Origin of the sequence: Roseospirillum parvum (genome assembly GCF_900100455.1) — a bacterium.
GTDB classification, from domain to species: domain Bacteria; phylum Pseudomonadota; class Alphaproteobacteria; order Rhodospirillales; family Rhodospirillaceae; genus Roseospirillum; species Roseospirillum parvum.
In genome coordinates, this window is record NZ_FNCV01000002.1 from 24,858 (window position 1) to 45,473 (window position 20,616).

Below are 20,616 nucleotides of genomic sequence, written 5' to 3' on the forward strand. Positions count from 1 at the left end.
GGGTAGGGTTTTCCGTAGCCGCCATCACCAATCCATCATCTGTCACGGGCTTGTCTCCACCGCCCAGGAAGGCGATATAGGGCGGGTCATGCCCGCGCCAAGCCCCACTGCCCCACCCCTGCCCGCTTTCACCTGCCAGGCCCCGAGCCTGGCCGGCCTGGACCACGTGACGGTGTGGATCTTCGATCTGGACAACACGCTGTACCCGGCCACCTCCAGCCTGTTCCCGCAGATCGACCGGCGCATGAAGGGGTTCATCTCCGAGCGCCTGAAGCTGTCCGAGGCCGAGGCCTTCGCCTTGCAGAAGGACTACTTCCGCCGCTTCGGCACCACCCTGCGCGGCCTGATGCTGAACCACGACGTGGCGCCGGCCGAGTTCCTGGACTACGTGCACGACGTCGACCACACCTGCCTGATCGCCGATCCGCGCCTCGACGCGGCGCTGGGGCGCCTGGAGGGGCGCAAGCTGGTGTTCACCAACGGCAGCCAGAGCCACGCCGAGGCGGTGTTGCTGAAGCTGGGCCTGGAGCGCCATTTCGAGGCCATCTTCGACATCATCGCCGCCGACTATGTGCCCAAGCCAGTCCCCGAGACCTACCTGAAGATGACCCGGCGCCACGGCATCGACCCCCGGGAGGCGCTGTTCGCCGAGGATTCCCACCTCAACCTGAAGCCGGCCCACGAGATGGGCATGGCCACCGCCTGGGTGCGCAGCGGCGCCCCCGATCCTTTCGGCCCGCCGCCGGAGGGCGACCTGTCCCACTGTCAGCATGTGGTGCGGGACTTGGCGCCGTGGCTGGCCCGGGTGGTTGACGAGGTCCAGGCGGCTGGCAAAGGGGCGCCGCCCCTTTGAACCCCGCTGGGGAGGCCGGAGGCCTCCCCAGACCCCACCATGAGTCAAAAACCCACCAGGGGGCTTGCCCCCTGGTGGGTTTTTAAGTCACGGCGGGGGTCCGGGGGGACCCCTGGTCCCCCCGGCGGGGGTCAAGGGGGCAGCGCCCCCTTGCCAGCCGCCGGAACCGCGTCACCCACCGCGCAGCGCCCCGAACTGCCGGCTGGCCACGGTAAGCATGGCCAGATCGACGTTGCCGGCCGCCTTCAGCTCGGCGATCAGTTGGTCGGCCCGCTCGACGCCGGCCTGATTGTCGGCCGTCCAGGCATTGATCGCCTTGGCGGGATCGCGCGGCGCGCGGCGGCGGCCCAGGGTGGCCAGCACGCGGTCGGAAAGATCGCGCTGGTGGACGTAGAGTTCGTCGATCAGCGCCCCCATGGCCAGCTTCTGCCAGTGGGTGCCGTGGGCCAGATCCTCGGCCCGGGCGCGCAGCCAGCCCAGATGGAAGCGGTTGCCGAGCGCGAAGTAGAGGCGGGCCACCTCGGGCACCGGGCGGCCGTGGCCGGCGGCCAGGCCCATGATGTCGGTGGCGCTGGCCTGGACGATCAGGGTGGCGACCCGGCGGGCCAACGCCTCCGGGGCGCCGCGCTGGCCCAGCTCGTCGGCCCGGGCGGTCAGCAGATCGGCCACCTCGGGCCCGCAGACGTCCTTCAGGCAGCCGACGATCTCGCCCACCGCGCGGCCCAGGTCGTCGACCAGGGCGCCGGTCAGCGGGCGCGGCCCGTTGCGCAGGATCCACACGGTGACCCGCTCCAGGACCCGGTTGATCTCGAGCAGCATGTCGCTTTGCAGGTCGGCGCCGACCTTGGCGTCGAGGGCCTCGATGTCGCTCCACAGGGTGCGCACCGAAAGCGCCTCGCGGCTGGTGATGTAGGCCCGGGCGATGTCGGCCGGGGTGGCCCCGGTCTTTTCCATGACCTGGGTGACGAAGGTGCCGCCGACCCGGTTGATCAGCGAGTTGGCCACATGGGTGGCGATGATCTCGCGCCGCAGGCGGTGCTTCAGGATGGCCTCGCGCCAGGACTGGCGCAGGTCGCTGGGGAAGTAGCGCACCAGATCCTCGGCCACCATGGCGTCGTCGGGCAGGTCGCTGTCGAGGATCTCGTCGAACAGCCACAGCTTGGAATAGGGCATCAGCACGGCGGTTTCCGGCCGCACCAGACCCTGGCGGGCGGTCATCCGCTCGCCCACCGTCTCGTCGTCGGGCAACCCTTCCAGGGCGCGGTCCAGCCGCCCCGCCCGTTCCAGCATGCGCATCAGGCGGTGCTGGTGGTCGAGGGCCTCCACCCCGCGCGCCTCGACCAGCGAGATGGCCTGGGTCTGCAGGTAGTTGTCGCGCAGGACCAGACGCGCCACCTCGTCGGTCATGCGGACCAGCAGGGCGTCGCGCTGTTTCAGGGTCAACTCGCCGGCGCCGACCAGCCCGTCGAGCAGGATCTTGATGTTCACCTCGTGGTCGGAGCAGTCGACCCCGGCCGAGTTGTCGATGGCATCGGTGTTCAGGCGCACCCCGGCCCGGGCCAACTCGATGCGCCCGGGCTGGGTGATGCCCAGGTTGGCCCCCTCGCCGATGACCCGGGCCCGCACCTGATGGGCGTCCAGGCGCACCGCGTCGTTGGCCCGGTCGCCGGCCGCCGGGTGGCCCTCGTGGCCGGCCTTGATGTAGGTGCCGATGCCGCCGAACCACAAAAGATCGACCGGGGCGGCGAGGATGGCCCGGATCAGCGCCGCCGGGGTCAGCCGCTCCACGTCATCGGGCAGGCCGAGGGCATGGCGCGCCTCAGGGCTGAGCGGGATGTGCTTGGCCGAACGCTCGAAGACCCCGCCGCCCGCACTGATCCGCGCCGGGTCGTAGTCGCTCCACGCCGAGCGCGGACGCTCGAACAGGCGGCGCCGCTCGGCGAAGCTGGCCTCGGCGTCGGGATTGGGGTCGAGGAAGATGTGCTGATGGTTGAAGGCGGCGATGAGCCGGATGTGCGGCGACAGCAGCATGCCGTTGCCGAACACGTCGCCGGCCATGTCGCCCACCCCGGCCACCGTGAAGTCTTCCGACTGACAGTCGTGGCCCAGCTCGCGGAAATGGCGCTTGACCGATTCCCAGGCGCCGCGCGCGGTGATCCCCATGGCCTTGTGGTCGTAGCCCTTGGAGCCACCCGAGGCAAAGGCGTCGCCCAGCCAGAAGCCATAGGACAGGCTGATCTCGTTGGCGATGTCGCTGAAGGTGGCGGTGCCCTTGTCGGCGGCGACCACCAGATAGGGATCGTCGCCGTCGTGGCGCACGACGCGCGGCGGCGGCACCACGGTGTCGCCGGACAGGTTGTCGGTGACGTCGAGCAGACCCTGGATGAGCAGCCGGTAGCAGGCCACCCCCTCGGCCATCTGGGCCTCGCGGGTCGGCTCGGCGGGCGGCCGCTTGACCACGAAGCCGCCCTTGCTGCCGACCGGCACGATGACCGCGTTCTTGACCATCTGGGCCTTCATCAGGCCGAGGATCTCGGTGCGGAAGTCCTCGCGCCGGTCGGACCAGCGGATGCCGCCCCGGGCCACCTTGCCGCCGCGCAGATGGATGCCCTCGGTGCGCGGGCTGTAGACGAACACCTCGACCCACGGGCGCGGCCGGGGCAAATCGTCGATCGCCCGGCTGTCCAGCTTCAGCGACAGGTAGGGCTTGGCCGCCCCGTCGGCCCCGAACTGGTAGTAGTTGGTGCGCAGGGTGGCGCCGATCAGGTTGAGCAGACCGCGCAGGATGCGGTCGTCGTCGGCGTTGGCCACCTGATCGAGGCCGCTTTCGATCAGGCCGCGCAGCTCCCCGGCCCGCCGCTCGGCGTGATCGCGGGCTTGCGGATCGTGGCGGGCGTGGAACAGCCAGACCAGCTTGCGGGCGATGGCCGGGTGGGCGCCCAGGGTGTGGGCGATGGTTTCCTGGCTGAACGGAAAGGCGGTCTGGCGCAGGTAGCGGGCCCCGGCGCGCAGGATGACCACCTCGCGCCAGGTCAGCCCGGCGCCGACGACCAGCCGGTTGAAGGGATCGTCCTCCACCTCGCCGCGCCACACCTGATCGAGGCAGGCCATGAAGTCGTCGCGCACGGCGGCCAGATCGATCTCGCCGGGCTGGTCCAGGGCGAGGTCGAAATCGTGCAGCCAGACCGCCGCGTCGTTGTCCTGGGGCGCATCGGGGTCGGGGCGCGGGCGGACCTCGCAGGGCACCTCGCCGATGACCCGAAAGCCCATGTTCTCGAGCACCGGCAGGATGTCCGACAGCGGCACCGCGCGGCGGGCATGGTAGATCTTCAGGCGCGCCTCGCCGGGCCCGGCCTCGACCGGGCGGTAGAGGTTCATGCCCAGGCTGTCGTCGGCCAGCACCTGCTCGATGCGCTCGATGTCGCGCACCGCCAGTTGCGGCGGCGTGCGCTCGCGGTAATAGCCGGGGAAGGCCTCGCCATAGCGGCGTAGCAGGCGCACCCCCTTTTCCTCGCCCTTGGCGGCGAGCAGGGCATCGTGCAGGTGGTCGGCCCAGGTGCGGGTGGCGTTGGCGATGCGCCGCTGCACCTCCTCGCCGTCGGCCGGCGGCAGGTGGCCGGGGCGGGTCTTGATGAGGAAGTGCAGGCGGGCCAGCGGGCTGTCGGCGACCTGGGTGTAATAGGCCTGGGTGTGGCCGGCGTAGGCGTCCTCGAGAATCCCTTGCAGGCTGCGCCTAAGCGCCGTGTCGAAGCGGTCGCGCGGGATGTAGACCAGACAGGAGACGAAGCGCTCGAACGCATCGCGGCGCACGAACAGGGCGGTGCGGGCGCGCTCCTGAAGGTGCAGGACACCCAGCGCCGTGTTCAGCAAGTGCTCGGTGTCGCTCTGGAACAGCTCGTCGCGCGGCAGGTTCTCGAGGATGGCCAGCAGGGCCTTGCCGTCGTGGCCGCGCGGGGCGAAGTCGGTGCGCGCCATCAACTGGGCGATGCGCCGGGCCAGGGCCGGCACCCGGCGGGCGCTGTTGATGTAGGCCTCGGCGGTGAACAGGCCGAGGAACAGGTCGAGGCCGACCAGCCGCCCGGCCGGATCGAACCGCTTCACCCCGATGGCGTCCATCAGCACCCCGCGATGGACCACCGAGCGGCGGTCGGTCTTGGTCACCAGCAGCGGCGCCGGGCTGGCCAGGAAGGCCCGCGCCCCGGGGGTCAGGTCGCCCAGGCGGGCCGGCTGATCGAACAGCGGCAGGGCATCGGCCGGCGCCTCGGCACGCAGGATGCCGAGACCCCGCACCAGGGCATTGGCGCCCTGGGGGGTGAAGTCCAGCCGGCGGTGGCCGAGCAGGGTGAAGTGGTTGTCGCCCAGCCAGCTCAGGAACTCGCGGCCCGCCGCCACCTCCTCCTCGGCGGCGTCGGGGGCGCAGAGCTCGGCGGCGACGCTGGCCAGCCGTTCCTGCATGGGGCGCCAGTCCTCGACCGCGGCGCGCACCGCGTCGAGCACCTCTTCCAGGGCCTCGGCCAGGGCTTTCAGGGTGGCGTCGCCGGGCTGGGCGGTGACCAGCACCTGCATCACCGATTCGGCGGCGCCCTGACCCTCGGCGGTGGGCGGGCCGAGGTCGGTCAGTTGGCCGCGCCGGTCGCGCTCGACCCGGAACACCGGATGGATCAGCCGGTGCACGGTGAGGTCGTGCTCGAGCAGGCAGGTGGTCACCGAATCGACCAGGAACGGCATGTCGTCGTTGATGATCTCAACGACGGTGTGCTCGCTCTGCCAGCCGTCGGCCTCCAGGCCCGGGTTGAACACCCGGACCAGCGGCCGGCCCGGACGGCGCGGCTCGGCGAGGCGCCCCTTGAGGCCGATCAGGGCGGCGAAGAGGTCTTCCGGGTCGTCGGCCAGCAGATCGTCGGGCGGGGCATGGGCCAGGGCATGGCGCACGAAGGCGGCGGCCGGGCCGGCCCGCTCGGGGTCGAGGCGTCGGGTGGCCAGGGCGGCCACGCTGTCGATCAGGTCGGCCTTGTCGGCCGGGCCGTGGGGGCTCATTATTCTCCACCGATCGGCGAAACGGCCCCTCCCATGGGCCACCGGTAGAGTTCACTTGGGGCCGCCCGCCTTGACATTCAATACTTTAAAGACCGCCGCCCCGCCGCTTGCGGAGGCTGGCCTCGGGATATCGGGCCTCGCCGCCGAGCGCGACGGCGTGCCGGTGCTGTTCGACGTCTCGCTGGAAGTGGGTCCGGGCCAGGCGGTGGCCCTGCTCGGCCCCAACGGCGCCGGCAAGACCACCACCCTGCTGGCGGTGATGGGGCTGGTCCGTGTCACCGCCGGTCGCCTGACCTGGGACGGCGGCGCGTTGACCCACCAGCCACCGCACCGCATCGCCGCCGCCGGCATCGGCTGGGTGCCCGAGGAGCGGCGCGTCTTCGCCGGCCTGACGGTGGCCGAGAACATCGAGGTCGGCCGCCGGCCGGGACGTCCCCCGGCGGCCGGCGGCGACTGGCACGACGCCCGGCTGGCCGAGCTGTTCCCCCCCCTGGCCCGGCGCTGGCGGCAGCGCGCCGGGCTGCTTTCGGGCGGCGAGCAGCAGATGCTGGCCATCGCCCGCACCCTGGCCGGCAACCCGCGCCTGCTGTTGCTCGACGAGCCGTCCGAGGGGTTGGCCCCGCTGATCGTCGATCAGATGGCCGCGGCCCTGGCCACCATCAAGGCCGACGGCGTCGCCCTGCTGCTGTCCGAACAGCACCGGGGCTTCGCCGAGACGCTGGCCGACCGTCTGGTCGGTCTGGCCCGGGGGCGGGTGGTCGAGGGGACCGGGGACGGGTTTTCCCGTTGACCGGGCGGCCGGGCGGCGCTGTCATGGACCGGTGAGGTGTTGCCCATCGCCCCGGGAGGACCCGCCATGAGCGCCCACACCGCCACCGCCGACACGCCGCTCGGCGACGCCCACCCGTCCGAGATGGCCGGTCCGCCGCCGGACAGCCTGCTCGCCCAGTTGCCGGGCGAGGTCCTGGACATCCTGACCGGCGAGCAGAAAGCCCGCCTGACGCGCATCCGAATCGACGGCGGCTGGCGCCGCCACCCGGTCGACCTGCGGCTGTCGCTGCCACTGCCCGGCCGGCGTTTCTACCTGACCGTCATCGCCGGCGAGGAAAAGCGCGACGCCCACCGCCGTCAGGCCGAGCGCCACCGCTACCCGCTGCCGACGGTCGGCAACCTGTTCTTCCTGCTCGGTCTGGCCGGGCTGTTCTACGCCACCGCCATGGTCGGCATGTTGTTCTATTCCGGGGTTCTCGACTGATCCGGGGTTGCCGACCGACCCACCCACCGCCTTCCTGACCGGAGCCTTGCCCTTTCCATGTGTGGCCTTGCCGCCGTCTTCCAGCCCGACCGCCCCTTCACCGACGACGATCTCGCCCCCCTGGCCGCCGACCTGGTCCACCGCGGACCGGACGGCACCGGCTTGGCCTCGGGCCGCGGCTACGGCCTGGCCCACACCCGGCTGGCCATCCTCGACCCCGGGCACCGGTCCGACCAGCCGATGAGCGACCCGGCCGGCGTCGCCACCCTGGTCTTCAATGGCGAGATCTACAACTTCAAGGCCCTGCGCGCCGAACTGGAGGCGGCCGGCCACAGCTTCCGCACCAACGGCGACACCGAGGTGCTGCTGATGGGCTACCTCAACTGGGGCGACGCGGTGCTGGAGCGTCTGGAAGGCATGTTCGCCTTCGTGCTGATCGACCACCGGCTGCGCCGCGCCCTGGTCGCCCGCGACGGCCTGGGCATCAAGCCGCTCTACGTGCGCCCGCTCAAGGACGGGCTGGCGGTGGCCAGCGAGATGCGCCCGCTGCTGCGCTTCGGCCCGGCCGAGCCCGACCCGGCGGCGCTGGCCGAGCTGCTGGTCTTCGGCTTCGCGGCGGGCAGCCTGTCGAACCTTCAGGGCATCGAGCGGCTGCCCCCGGGCACGGCGCTCAGCATCGACCTCGATCTGGGCACGGTCACCCGGCGCCGCTGGTTCGACCTGCTCGACACCCTGGCCGCCCAGCCAGCGGCCCACCCCGAGCGCACCGAGGCCGAGGTGGCCGAGGCCCTGGAAGCCAGCCTGACCGACCACCTGCAAAGCGACGTCGGCTATGCCCTGCAACTGTCCGGCGGGGTCGATTCCAGCCTCATCGCGGCGCTCGCCCGACGCCACGACAAGGGCGGCCTGCACGCCTACGCCATCGACCTCGGCGAGTTGCCGCAGAACGAACGCCCGTGGCGCGATCAGGTGGCCGGGCGGCTGGCCCTGGAACGCCACGAGATCGCCTTCGACGGGGTCGCCTTCGCCGACGCCCTGCCCCGCGCCGTGCGCCACATGGAGGGCCCGGTGCCGCACGGCGGCTGCGTGCTGCTGATGAAGCTGTGCGACCACATCGCCCGGCGCACCAAGGTGGTGCTGACCGGCGAGGGGGCCGACGAGTTCTTCGGCGGCTATGCGCGCTATGGCGACTGGCACAAGCTGGCCCGCCAGGAGGCCCTGGGCCAGCGCCTGCCGGCGGGGCTGCTGCCCGACCGCTGGCCCTTCAAGGGAATGCGCCGGCTGGCCGGGCGGGATGGGGCCGCCTGGGCCTCGGTCTATGCCGATCCGGCGCCGCTGCTCAAGGCTTTCCCCGATCTGGTCCCGGTCCCCGGCGCCCGCGAGGCGGCCAGCGCCCGCTTCGCCGACTTCCGCGACCGCCTGCTGGCGGTCGACCAGACCTGCTATCTGGAAAGCCTTTTGGTGCGCCAGGACAAGATGTCGATGGCCGCCTCGGTCGAGGCCCGGGTGCCCTTCGTCCACCTGCCGCTGGCCAAGCGCCTGAACCGCCTGCCGCACAGCCTGCGCGTGCCCGGCGGCGAGACCAAGCCGCTGCTCAAGCGCATCGCCGGCCCGCTCTTGCCCCACGAGTTGCTGCACCGGCGCAAGGTTGGCCTGACCCTGCCCTATGGCGACTGGTGCGCCGATCCCAAGGCGCTGGGCCGCTACCTGGACGATCTGCCGAGCGGCCCATTGGCCGCCTACGCCGCCCCGGGTGCCCTCGGCCGCTGGGTCGAGCGCTTCCGGGACGGCGATCCCCTGGTCCGCCGCCAGAGCTTCCGCCTGATCAACCTGGACCAGTGGCTGCGCACCCTGGGGGGTGCGCAAAGCCCCGAACCCAACCGGATTAACCCTTAAGAACTGCGGGGTTGTACGCCTCTCGGTGGCCCGGCAGGGTGCTTTCCTGTTGCCCCTTCATGACAGCCGGGCCACCATACCGGCACGGGAAGCCTGACCGCCATACCCGCCCTTGCCGAGCCCGGCCGCGCCTCGGCACCCGGCTCTTGAGCGCGCGCCCCTGGATCGGGGGCACCGTCAAGACCCACCCGCCAGCGCGCCCTTGAAGGGGGAACCTTCTGCCTGCGTCCCCCACCACGCTCCCGCGGCGGGCGGCGCCCGCTTCCCCGGTCCCTTGCCGGACCTTCGTCCACCAACCGTAGAGGTCTCACATGAAGACATCCCGACGTGCCCTTTCGGCGGGCCTGGCGTTTTCGCTGGCCGTGGTCGCCGGCGGCGCCGCCCTGGCCCCGGCGTCCGCCGAGGCCAAGACCCTGGTCTTCTGCTCGGAAGGCAGCCCGGAAGGCTTCCAGCCCTCGCTGTTCACCTCCGGCACCACCTTCGACGCCTCGGCCCGCAACGTCATGGACGGGCTGGTCAACTTCAAGCGCGGCAGCACCGAGGTGGTGCCCGGTCTGGCCGAGTCCTGGGAGGTCTCGGACGACGGCCTGGAATACACCTTCCATCTGCGTGACGGCGTGAAGTTCCATTCCACCGGCTTCTTCACGCCGAGCCGCGACTTCAACGCCGACGACGTGCTCTTCACCTTCAATCGCCAGTGGAAGGAAGACCACCCCTACTACAACGTCTCGGGCGGCTCGTACGAGTACTTCAACGCCATGAGCATGACCGACCTTCTGAAGGACATCGTGAAGGTCGACGACCATACCGTGAAGTTCGTGCTCAACCGGCCGGAGGCGCCGTTCATCGCCAACATGGCGATGCCCTTCGCCTCCATCCTGTCGGCCGAGTACGCCCAGGCGATGCTCGATGCCGGCACCCCGGAGATGTTCGACCAGCAGCCCATCGGCACCGGGCCGTTCCAGTTCGTGGCCTATCAGAAGGACGCCGTGATCCGCTTCCGGGCCCACCCCGACTACTGGGCCGGCGAGGCGCCGATCGACAACCTGGTGTTCGCCATCACGCCCGACGCCTCGGTGCGCTACCAGAAGCTGAAGGCTGGCGAATGCCACGTCATGCCCTATCCCAACCCGGCCGACCTTGAATCGATGGACGCCGACCCGGCCATCAACCTGATGAGCCAGGAAGGCCTGAACGTGGGCTATCTGGCCTACAACACCGAAAAGCCGCCGTTCGATCAGGCCAAGGTCCGCAAGGCCCTGAACATGGCGATCAACAAGGACGCCATCATCGAGGCGGTGTTCCAGGGCGCCGGCAAGGTGGCCAAGAACCCCATCCCGCCGACCATCTGGTCGTACAACAACGACATCAAGGACGACCCCTACGATCCCGAGGCGGCCAAGGCGATGCTGGCCGAGGCTGGGGTGAGCGGCCTTGAAACCAACATCTGGGCGATGCCCGTGCAGCGCCCCTACAACCCCAACGCCCGGCGCATGGCCGAGCTGATCCAGGCCGACTGGAAGGCGGTCGGCGTCGATGCCGAGATCGTCTCCTTCGAATGGGGCGAGTACCTCAAGCGCTCGAAGGACGGCGAGCACGACACCGTGCTGCTGGGCTGGACCGGCGACAACGGCGACCCCGACAACTTCCTGGCCGTGCTGCTGGGCTGCGACGCGGTCGGCGGCTCGAACCGCGCCCGCTTCTGCCACAAGCCCTTCGAGGAGGTCATCCAGAAGGCCAAGGTGGTCTCCGACAAGGCCGAGCGCACCAAGCTCTACGAAGAGGCCCAGGTGATCTTCAAGGAGCAGGCGCCGTGGGCCACCATCGCCCACTCGGTGGTTTTCCAGCCGGTGCGCGCCGAGGTCGAGGACTTCCGCATCGATCCGTTCGGCGGGCATGTTTTCTACGGGGTCGATCTTAAGGATTGACCCGACCTGTCATCCAGGTATCACATCGGTTCAGGGGGGAGGGCACGGCCGTGCCCTCCCTTCGGTGTTTGATCCTTCGCCTCTACTTCGCCTCCAGAGCGGCCTGTGCCCATGCTGAGCTTCCTGTTGCGCCGCGTGCTGCTGCTGATCCCCACCTTCCTCGGGGTCAGCGTGGTGGCCTTCGGCTTCATCCGGGTGTTGCCCGGCGACCCCATCGAGCTTCTGGCCGGCGAGCGCAGCATCTCGCCCGAGCGCCACGCCGAGCTGATGGCCCGCTACGGCTTCGATCTGCCGCTGTGGGACCAGTACCTGAAGTTCCTGACCAATCTGGCCTCGGGCGACCTGGGGACCTCGTTCGTCACCCGCCGGCCGGTGCTCGATGAGTTCCTGACCCTGTTCCCGGCCACCCTGGAACTGGGCCTGTGCGCCATCGTCTTTGCCGTCGCCGTGGGCCTGCCGGCCGGGGTGCTGGCCGGGGTGAAGCGGCGCTCGTGGTTCGACCAGACGCTGATGACGGTGTCGCTGACCGGCTATTCCATGCCCATCTTCTGGCTCGGCCTGCTGGCCATCATGGTGTTCTCCGGCTGGCTCGGGCTGACCCCGGTCTCGGGGCGCATCTCGGTGATGTACTACTTCGACAACGTCACCGGTTTCATGCTGATCGACAGCCTGCTGTCGGGCCAGGAGGGCGCCTTCCGCTCGGCCGCCGCGCACCTGATCCTGCCCACGGTGGTGCTGGGCACCATCCCCATGGCGGTGATCGCAAGGCAGACCCGCTCGGCCATGCTCGAGGTGCTGGGCGAGGACTACGTGCGCACCGCCCGCGCCAAGGGCCTGCCGCCGGCCCGGGTGATCGGCCTGCACGCCCTGCGCAACGCGCTGATCCCGGTGGTCACCACCATCGGCCTTCAGGTCGGCGTGCTGCTCGCCGGGGCGATCCTCACCGAGACCATTTTCTCCTGGCCCGGCATCGGCAAGTGGATGGTCGATTCCATCTCGCGCCGCGACTACTCGGTGGTCCAGGGTGGCCTTCTGCTGATCGCGGCCATCGTCATGCTGGTCAACCTGACCGTCGATCTGCTCTACGGCCTGATCAACCCGCGTGTCCGGCGCCGTTAGGATACCTGCCGATCATGAGTGCTTCCGCCGAAACCACCGCCACCGCCGAAACCGAAGGCGCCCCGCCGCGCCGCCAGGCGCTGGCCGACTTCTGGTTCTATTTCAGCGAGAACCGGGGCGCCGTCGGCGGTCTGGTGCTGGTCGTGCTGCTGATCCTGATGGCCATCGGGGCCGACCTGATCGCCCCGCACGACCCGACCCAACAGTTCCGCGACCACCTTCTGATCCCGCCGGCCTGGCAGGAGGGCGGCACCTGGGCCTTCCCCCTGGGCACCGACGCGGTGGGGCGCGACCTGATGTCGCGGCTCATCCACGGGGCCCGCTTCTCGCTGTTCGTCGGCCTCATCGTGGTTTCCATCTCGCTGACCGTGGGCATCTCGCTGGGCCTGATGGCGGGCTATTTCCGGGGCTGGGTGGAAGCCGCCATCATGCGCGTGATGGACGTCATCCTGGCCTTCCCCAGCCTGCTGCTGGCCCTGGTCCTGGTCGCCATCCTGGGCCCCGGGCTGGTCAACGCGATGATCGCCATCGCGGTGGTGTTGCAGCCCCATTTCGTGCGCCTGACCCGGGCCCAGGTGCTGTCGGTGGCGGCCCAGGACTACGTCACCGCCAGCCGCACCGTGGGCGCCGGACCGTTGCGCCTGATGGTCATCACCATCCTGCCCAACTGCATGCCGCCCTTGATCGTCCAGGCCACCTTGAGCTTCTCGACCGCCATCCTGGATGCCGCGGCGCTGGGCTTCCTGGGCCTGGGCGCCCAGCCCCCGACCCCGGAATGGGGCACCATGCTGGCCGAGGCGCGCGAGTTCATCACCCGCGCCTGGTGGGTGGTGACCTTCCCGGGGCTGGCCATCCTGGTCACCGTGCTGGCCTTCAACCTGATGGGCGACGGCCTGCGCGACGCCCTTGACCCCAAACTCAAGCGCACCTGAAGGAGCCCGCCTGCCCCATGGCCCTGCTTGAGATCAACAACCTGTCGGTCGAGTTCAAGACGGCCCATGGCGCCTTCCGCGCCGTGGACGGCATCGATCTGGCCGTTGAAGCCGGCCAGGTGATGGCCGTGGTCGGCGAGTCGGGCTCCGGCAAGTCGGTCGCCATGCTGGCCCTGATGGGCCTCCTGCCGTGGACCGCCACGGTCAGCGCCGACAGCCTGACCTTCGACGGCTGGGACATGCTGGCCCTGTCGCCGAGGGCCCGACGGCGGATCATCGGCAAGGATCTGGCGATGATCTTCCAGGAGCCGATGACCAGCCTCAACCCCTGCTTCACGGTCGGCTTCCAGATCACCGAGAGCCTCAAGACCCACCTGGGCGGCACCGCCAGCGAGCGCCGCGCCCGGGCCGTCGAGCTGCTCGGGCTGGTTGGCATCCCGGCCCCGGAAAAGCGTCTGTCGGCCTTTCCGCACCAGCTTTCCGGGGGCATGAACCAGCGGGTGATGATCGCCATGGCGATCGCCTGCAACCCGCGCCTTCTGATCGCCGACGAGCCGACCACGGCGCTCGACGTCACCATCCAGGCGCAGATTCTCGATCTGTTGCTCGACCTGCAGAAAAAGACCGGGATGGCCCTGGTGCTGATCACCCACGACATGGCGGTGGTCGCCGAAACCGCCGACGCGGTCAGCGTCCAGTACGCCGGCCAGGTGGTCGAGCGCGACCGGGTGGACAGCCTGTTCGCCGCCCCCCGCCACCCCTACACCCACGCCCTTTTGAAGGCCCTGCCCGAGCGGGCCACCGAGCGCCACCTGCCGACCATCCCCGGCGTCGTGCCCGGCCAGTTCGACCGCCCCAAGGGCTGCCTGTTCCACCCCCGCTGCGCCTTCGCCGGCGACCTCTGCCGGGCCGAGCCGCCGCGCCTGCTGGCCGACGCCCAGGGCCGGGCGGCGCGCTGCCACGGCCCGCTGGACGCCGCCGGCCAGCCGACCGCCAGCCGCGATCTTGCCGAGAGGGCCGCCTCGTGAGTGATGCCGTTCTTGAAGCACCGGTTCTTGAAGCGCCGGTTCTCGAAGCAGGCGAGTTGACCCGCCACTACCAGGTGCGCGGCCAGGGCCTGTTCGGCAAGCCGGCCACCGTGCACGCCCTGGACGGCGCCAGCTTCACCCTGACCCCCGGGCGGACCCTGGCGGTGGTCGGCGAATCGGGCTGCGGCAAGTCGACCCTGGCCCGCCTTTTGACCATGATCGAGCCGCCCACCTCGGGCCGTCTGGTCATCGATGGCCTCGACCTGACCAAGGCCGGCAAGGCCGAGCGCGCCGCCCTCAGGCGCACCGTGCAGATCGTCTTCCAGGACCCCTACGGCTCGCTCAATCCGCGCCAGCGGGTGGGCGACATCCTGGCCGAGCCCCTGAAGATCAACACCGACCTCACGGCCGACCAGCGCCGCCAGCGGGTGGTCGAGATCATGGATCAGGTCGGCCTGCGCCGCGAGTTCTTCGACCGCTACCCGCACATGTTCTCCGGCGGCCAGCGCCAGCGCATCGCCATCGCCCGGGCCTTGATGCTCGATCCGCGCATCCTGGTGCTCGACGAGCCGGTGTCGGCGCTCGACGTCTCCATCCAGGCCCAGGTGCTGAACCTCCTGGCCGACCTGCAGGAGCGCCTGCAACTGGCCTACCTGTTCATCTCCCACGACCTGTCGGTGGTCCGCCACATCGCCGACGAGGTGATGGTGATGTACCTCGGCCGGCCGGTGGAACACGCCCCGCGCGACGCCCTGTTCGGCAACCCGCGCCACCCCTACACCCGGGCCCTGCTCTCGGCCACCCCCTCGGCCGATCCCGACCAGCGCCGCCAACGCATCCGCCTGTCGGGCGAGCTGCCCTCGCCGCTCAACCCGCCCCCGGGCTGCCCCTTCCACCCCCGCTGCCCGCTGGCCAACGAACGCTGCCACCAGGAAATCCCCGCCGCCCTCGACGTGCCCGGCCACGGCCTCGCCGCCTGCCACGCCGTCGAGGAAGGCCGCGACGGCTGAGCCTGGGGCGCCAGGCCAAGGGGGCGCTGCCCCTTGGAACCCCCGCTGGGGAGGCCGGGGGCCTCCCCAGACCCCACCCTTGAGTCAAAACCCCACCCAGGGGGGCAAGCCCCCCTGGGTGGGGTTTTAAGTCACGGCGGGGGTCCGGGGGGGTCCCTGGTCCCCCCGGCGGGGGTTCCAAGGGGGCAGCGCCCCCTTGGCTGGGCGCCCCAGGCTCAGTCGGCAGGCTGCCGAGTCGGGGCGGCTTGAAATGCATCTAAGTATTACTCCCAATCCCGCGTGCGCCTGCACACTATCGTGCGGCGCAGCAATTCGGGCGAAATCAACGGCCTTGCCCTGACAAGCCACTGCGAACACCTCGCAACATCTGAATGTTGCCGGCTTCCGGGGGCGCCGGAAAATTTATTTGGTTTTAAGCCAACGCTTATATTATGGTATTGTCATAAACAAACGCGGCCCACCGACGAAGGCCGCGCCCAAGACCACAACGACCAGACGACCCGCCAAAGGGTCGCGGCATCGATCAGCGCCCCCGGGCGCCAGGGAGCCCCCGGACGCCACCGCGCCGGGGACGGGGAAGACCCCAGGGACCGGATTCGTCCGGACGAGACCGCCGGCTTCGGCCGGCGCCAAAGGCCCTCGCCGAAGGCCCGGACTCCGCCTGTGGCGGCGTGCGCGCCGGCATCGGGCCAAGGCTCGTCCCTTGTGCTTCTCACCGTCAGGCTTGCTGGTGCCTTGAGGCCGGCGCTTCAAGACAGGCGCGCCCGGGCTGTCCGGGTCCGACAACGCTCTGGTGGTGAGAAGGAGGCCCCGATGGCCCAGGACCCGAAAGCCCAAGCCCCGAAGACCCAGAACAAGCCGCGCAAGGAGATGCCCAGCACGCCGCTGCTCGACCAGCTCGAGGACGGCCCCTGGCCCAGCTTCGTGACCGGGCTGAAGCGCCTCGCCACCAGCGAGGACAAGCCCTACGCCGACATGATGAAGTCGCTGCTGGGCCAGCTCGAGCACAGCTACCAGACCCGCACCGGCTACTGGAAGGGGGGCACGGTGGGGGTCTTCGGCTACGGCGCCGGGGTCATCCCGCGGTTTTCCGAGGTCGCCGACAAGTACCCGGAATCCAAGGAATTCCACACCCTGCGCATCCAGCCCCCGGCGGGCATGCACTACCGCACCGAGACCCTGCGCAAGCTGTGCGACGTGTGGGAGGAACACGGCTCGGGCCTGATCGCCTTCCACGGCCAGTCGGGCGACATCATGTTTCAGGGCACCAGCACCGAGCAGGTGCAGCCGGCCTTCGACGCCTTCAACGAGATGGGCTTCGACCTGGGCGGCGCCGGGGCCGGCATCCGCACCTCGATGAGCTGCGTCGGCTCGGCGCGCTGCGAGCAGAGCTGCTACGACGAGCAGCGCGCCCTGCGCACCATCATCAACGGCACGCTGGACGACATGCACCGGCCCAGCCTGCCCTACAAGTTCAAGTTCAAGTTTTCCGGCTGCGCCAACGACTGTGTGAACGCCATCCACCGCTCGGACATGGCGATCATCGGCACCTGGCGCGACGACATCAAGATCGACCAGGAGGGCATCAAGGCCTACCTCGCCCAGCACGGCCGCCAGTGGATGATCGATCAGGTGGTCACCCTGTGCCCGACCAACGCGGTGTCGCTGAAGGACGACGACACCCTGACCGTGGACAACCACAGCTGCGTGCGCTGCATGCACTGCATCAACGTGCTGACCAAGGCCCTGTCGCCGGGCGACGAGCGGGGTGCCAGCATCCTGGTCGGCGGCAAGCGCACGCTCAAGATCGGCGACCTGATGGGCATCATGGTGGTGCCCTTCATGAGGCTCGAGAGCGACGAGGACTTCGCCGCCCTGCTCGATCTGGCCACCCGCATGGTCGACTTCTTCGCCGAGAACGCGCTCGACCACGAGCGCATCGGCGAGATGATCGAGCGCATCGGGCTGGTCAACTTCCTGGAGGGGCTCGGCCTTGAGATCGACCCCAACATGATCGCCCACCCGCGCACCAACTCCTACGTGCGCACCGACGGCTGGGAGGCCGAGGCCGAGAAGTGGACCCAGCGCAAGGGGCCCCAGGCGGCGGAATAGCAGGCCGCCCAAAACAGGCCGCCAAGCCGCCACCCGCCCCGCCATCCCCCGCCGACCGCCGAGGAAGAGAGACATGTCCCAGCCCCGCCAGCCGATCGAAAGCGGCGTTCCCGACCCCTTCCCGGAAATGCATCCGGTGATGGTCAAGAACTACGGCCAGTGGGCCTGGCACGACCGGCCGCGCCCGGGCGTGCTGCGCCATGTCGCCAAAAGCGGCGACACCATCCACACCGTCAAGGCCGGCACCCAGCGCCAGATGGACGTCTACACGGTGCGCACCCTGTGCGACATCGCCGACACCTATGCCGACGGCCATGTGCGCTTCACGGCGCGCTCCAACATCGAGTTCATGGTCGCCGACCCGGCCAAGGTGGACCCGCTGATCGGCGCCCTCGCCGAGGCCGGCTTCCCGGTCGGCGGGACCGGCAACTCGGTGTCGATGATCAGCCACACCCAGGGCTGGCTGCACTGCGACATCCCGGGCACCGATGCCTCGGGCGTGGTCAAGGCGCTGATGGACGAGCTGCACCAGGAGTTCCTGCACGAGCGCATGCCCAACAAGGTGAAGATCACCACCTCGTGCTGCCAGATCAACTGCGGCGGCCAGGGCGACATCGCCATCAACGTGCAGCACACCAAGCCGCCGCGCATCAACCACGAGCTGGTCTCCAACATGTGCGAGCGCCCGGCGGTGGTCGCCCGCTGCCCGGTCGCCGCCATCCGCCCGGCCCTGGTCAACGGCAAGCCGACCCTGGAGGTGGACGAGAAGAAGTGCGTCTGCTGCGGGGCCTGCTATCCGCCCTGCCCGCCCATGCAGATCAACGACCCGGTGCACACCAAGCTGGCCATCTGGGTGGGCGGCAAGCATTCCTCGACCCGCTCGCGGCCGATGTTCCACAAGCTGGTCGCCGCCGGGCTGCCCAACAACCCGCCGCGCTGGCCCGAGGCGGCCGAGGTGGTGAAGACCATCCTGTACGCCTATCAGGCCGACGCCCGTCCCTGGGAACGCATGGGCGAGTGGGTCGAGCGCATCGGCTGGCCGCGCTTCTTCGAGAAGACCGGCCTGCCCTTCACCAAGTACCACATCGATACTTGGCGCGGCGCCCGGGCCAGCCTGAACACCTCGGCGCAGGTGCGCTTTTAAGGGGATAATTGCGCCCGACCGGCCAGCAAGAGCCGGCGGGCCGATGGCACGCGAGAGAGGGAGGCAAGGCCGTGCAATTCGGCATTCTGGTCAACGAGGGGCCGTTCAACCATCAGGCCGCCGACAGCGCCTATCAGTTCTGCAAGGCGGCCATCGGCAAGGGCCACACGGTGGCCCGGGTGTTCTTCTATTACGACGGCGTGCACAACGCCAACCGGCTGTCCGAGCCGCAGGCCGACGACCGCAACGTGGTCCGCCGCTGGTCGGAGCTGGCCCGGGATCACGGGGTCGATCTGGTGGTCTGCGTCGCCGCCGGGCTGCGCCGGGGCATCAAGGACGAGCTGCTGGCCGAGGGCTTTCGCATCTCCGGCCTCGGGCAGCTCATCGAGGTGGGCATCCAGGCCGACCGCACCCTGACCTTCGGCGACTAGGAGGCCCCCCGATGAACGACGAGACCGAATTCGAAAGCGGCGTCGTCAAGCGGCTGATGTTCGTCAACCGCAAGGCGCCGCACGGCACCATCTATGCCCTGGAAGTGCTGGAGATGATCCTCATCTCGGCCGCCTTCGATCAGGACGTGCACCTGGCCTTCCTCGATGACGGGGTCTTCCAGATCGTCAAGGGGCAGGACCCCTCGGCGCTGGAGATCAAGAACTTCGCCAAGACCTATCGGGCCCTGGAAGGCTACGACATCGAGAAGCTGTACGTCGATCAGGAGTCGCTGGAGGAACGCGGCCTGAGCGCCGACGACCTGCTGGTCGACGTGGAGGTGATCGGCCGCGACGCCATGACCGAGCTGATCGACACCATGGACGTGGTGTTCAGCGCCTGATCCGCCCCGCCTGACTTTAGGGAACCCGCCCCATGCCCGCCCTTCACACCGTCAACAAGTCGCCCTTCGAGCGCGACGCGCTCACCGCCTGTCTGGCCCGCGCCGCCGAGGGCAGCACCATCCTTCTGATTGAGGACGGGGTCACCGCCGCCCTGGCCGGGACCCGCCACGCCCCCACCCTGACTGCCGCCGCCGGGCGCTTCTCGCTGGCCGTGCTGGGGCCCGATCTGGCGGCCCGCGGGCTGGCCGGGCGGCCCCTGGTGCCCGGCGTCAAGGTGGTCGACTATGATGGCTTCGTCGATCTGGCGGCCGACAGTTCCACCGTTGTCAGCTGGCTCTGAACACCCAGAGCCCTTTCCGAGAGAGAAAAGGAGAACCCCCATGGCCTATCAGGTGAACGGCAGCGAAATCGAGCACGACGAGGAAGGCTACCTGACCGACCTCAGCCAGTGGAACGAGGAACTGGCCGAGATGATCGCCAAGACCGAGGACATCGAGATGTCCGAGGAGCACTGGGAGGTGGTCAACTTCCTGCGCGAGTACTACGACGAATACCAGATCGCCCCGGCCGTGCGCGTGCTGACCAAGGCGGTGGGCAAGAAGCTCGGCCCCGAGAAGGGCAACAACAAGTACCTCTACGAGCTGTTCCCCTACGGCCCGGCCAAGCAGGCCTGCAAGATCGCCGGCCTGCCCAAGCCGACCGGCTGCGTCTGAGCGGCCGCGATCAGGGAACCGTTCGCCATGTTCGCCCCCGGCCCCGTCTTCGCCGTGCTCTATTACGCCACCGCCCTGATCCTGGTCGGTGGGCTGGGGGCGCGGCTGCTCGGCTGGGGGCGCACCCCGGTGCCGCTGCCCATCCCCACCACCCCGGCGCCGATGACGCGCGGCGGGGTGGTGCTGCGCATGGCCCGCGAGGTGACCCTGTTCGAAAGCCTGTGGCGCTCGCAGAAGGCGTTGTGGCTGTTCGCCATGCTGTTCCATGTCGGGCTGCTGCTGGTCAGCCTGCGCCACCTGCGCTACCTGCTGCCGGAAGGGACCCTGGGGCCGCTGTGGGAGCTGGTGGTGTTGGTGCAGCCGTTCGGCATCTACGGCGGCATGGCCATGGCGGTGGGGCTGCTCGGCCTGCTCGGGCGGCGGCTGATGCTGCCCCGGGTGAAGGCGATCAGCCGCGGCTCGGACTTTCTGATGCTGGGGCTTCTGATCGCCATCGGGGCCAGCGGGCTGGCCATGAAGTTCGCCGTGCATACCGACATCGTGGCGGTGAAGGCCTTCTTCCTTGGCCTTGTCACCTTCGACTGGCAGCCTCTGCCGGCTGATCCGCTGCTGCTTGGCCACCTGCTGCTGGTCGCCCTTCTGATGGCGGTGTTCCCGTTCAGCAAGCTGCTGCATGCGCCGGGGGTGTTCTTCAGCCCGGGCCGCAACCAGGTCGACCGACGCGCCTTCCCGGCGGCCCAGGGGAGAGGCTGAGCC

At 69.7% G+C, this 20,616-nt stretch carries 17 protein-coding genes; 16 read left to right on the forward strand and 1 reads right to left on the reverse strand.

Annotated elements, in window-relative coordinates; genetic code table 11:
* Positions 1–88: 88 nt before the first annotated feature.
* Positions 89–853 carry a pyrimidine 5'-nucleotidase gene (locus tag BLR95_RS03195; RefSeq protein WP_092615359.1) on the forward strand — a complete coding sequence of 255 codons (765 nt, stop codon included), beginning with the start codon at positions 89–91 and terminating at the stop codon, positions 851–853.
* 171 nt (positions 854–1,024) lie between these two features.
* On the opposite strand, the gene BLR95_RS03200 is transcribed toward BLR95_RS03195, so the two are convergent.
* On the reverse strand, positions 1,025–5,890 hold the full coding sequence (locus BLR95_RS03200; protein WP_092615362.1) for an NAD-glutamate dehydrogenase: 4,866 nt from the start codon (positions 5,888–5,890) through the stop codon (positions 1,025–1,027).
* Positions 5,891–5,960: 70 nt separating this feature from the next.
* Here BLR95_RS03200 and BLR95_RS03205 point away from each other — a divergent pair, with 70 nt between their 5' ends.
* From BLR95_RS03205 to BLR95_RS03275, 15 genes are all read left to right on the forward strand, one after another.
* Complete coding sequence (locus tag BLR95_RS03205) at positions 5,961–6,680, forward strand: ABC transporter ATP-binding protein (RefSeq protein ID WP_245689220.1); 720 nt, start codon at positions 5,961–5,963, stop codon at positions 6,678–6,680.
* A 66-nt stretch (positions 6,681–6,746) separates the two neighbouring features.
* The gene (locus BLR95_RS03210) at positions 6,747–7,145 is read left to right on the forward strand and encodes a hypothetical protein (protein WP_092615365.1); all 399 of its coding nucleotides are present in this window, start codon (positions 6,747–6,749) and stop codon (positions 7,143–7,145) included.
* Between the two features lie 57 nt (positions 7,146–7,202).
* Positions 7,203–9,041 (forward strand): asparagine synthase (glutamine-hydrolyzing), encoded by a 1,839-nt coding sequence (gene asnB / locus BLR95_RS03215; protein WP_092615368.1) that lies wholly within the window; start codon positions 7,203–7,205, stop codon positions 9,039–9,041.
* Between the two features lie 311 nt (positions 9,042–9,352).
* Complete coding sequence (locus BLR95_RS03220) at positions 9,353–10,969, forward strand: ABC transporter substrate-binding protein (protein ID WP_092615371.1); 1,617 nt, start codon at positions 9,353–9,355, stop codon at positions 10,967–10,969.
* Between the two features lie 111 nt (positions 10,970–11,080).
* Positions 11,081–12,088 carry an ABC transporter permease subunit gene (locus tag BLR95_RS03225; protein WP_092615374.1) on the forward strand — a complete coding sequence of 336 codons (1,008 nt, stop codon included), beginning with the start codon at positions 11,081–11,083 and terminating at the stop codon, positions 12,086–12,088.
* A gap of 14 nt (positions 12,089–12,102) precedes the next feature.
* Positions 12,103–13,020, forward strand: coding sequence for an ABC transporter permease subunit (locus BLR95_RS03230; RefSeq protein ID WP_092615377.1), 918 nt, complete (start codon positions 12,103–12,105; stop codon positions 13,018–13,020).
* Positions 13,021–13,037: 17 nt separating this feature from the next.
* Positions 13,038–14,048, forward strand: coding sequence for an ABC transporter ATP-binding protein (locus BLR95_RS03235; RefSeq protein WP_092615380.1), 1,011 nt, complete (start codon positions 13,038–13,040; stop codon positions 14,046–14,048).
* Complete coding sequence (locus BLR95_RS03240; protein WP_092615383.1) at positions 14,045–15,058, forward strand: dipeptide ABC transporter ATP-binding protein; 1,014 nt, start codon at positions 14,045–14,047, stop codon at positions 15,056–15,058. Before BLR95_RS03235 ends, BLR95_RS03240 begins: the two co-directional genes overlap by 4 nt.
* Positions 15,059–15,871: 813 nt before the next feature.
* A complete protein-coding gene (dsrA, locus tag BLR95_RS03245; RefSeq protein WP_218119474.1) occupies positions 15,872–17,170 on the forward strand; it encodes a dissimilatory-type sulfite reductase subunit alpha in 1,299 nt (432 codons plus the stop codon).
* A gap of 73 nt (positions 17,171–17,243) precedes the next feature.
* Positions 17,244–18,314: a dissimilatory-type sulfite reductase subunit beta gene (gene dsrB, locus BLR95_RS03250; RefSeq protein ID WP_092615386.1), complete on the forward strand. Its 1,071-nt coding sequence runs from the start codon at positions 17,244–17,246 to the stop codon at positions 18,312–18,314.
* 71 nt (positions 18,315–18,385) lie between these two features.
* Positions 18,386–18,745 carry a sulfurtransferase complex subunit TusD gene (gene tusD, locus BLR95_RS03255; RefSeq protein WP_092615389.1) on the forward strand — a complete coding sequence of 120 codons (360 nt, stop codon included), beginning with the start codon at positions 18,386–18,388 and terminating at the stop codon, positions 18,743–18,745.
* 11 nt (positions 18,746–18,756) lie between these two features.
* Entirely contained in the window at positions 18,757–19,146 is a 390-nt protein-coding gene (gene tusC / locus BLR95_RS03260; RefSeq protein WP_092615392.1) for a sulfurtransferase complex subunit TusC, read from the forward strand.
* A 32-nt stretch (positions 19,147–19,178) separates the two neighbouring features.
* Entirely contained in the window at positions 19,179–19,487 is a 309-nt protein-coding gene (gene tusB, locus BLR95_RS03265; protein WP_092615395.1) for a sulfurtransferase complex subunit TusB, read from the forward strand.
* 40 nt (positions 19,488–19,527) lie between these two features.
* Positions 19,528–19,860: a TusE/DsrC/DsvC family sulfur relay protein gene (locus BLR95_RS03270; RefSeq protein WP_092615398.1), complete on the forward strand. Its 333-nt coding sequence runs from the start codon at positions 19,528–19,530 to the stop codon at positions 19,858–19,860.
* Between the two features lie 27 nt (positions 19,861–19,887).
* Positions 19,888–20,613 carry a respiratory nitrate reductase subunit gamma gene (locus tag BLR95_RS03275; protein WP_092615401.1) on the forward strand — a complete coding sequence of 242 codons (726 nt, stop codon included), beginning with the start codon at positions 19,888–19,890 and terminating at the stop codon, positions 20,611–20,613.
* Positions 20,614–20,616 lie beyond the last annotated feature (3 nt).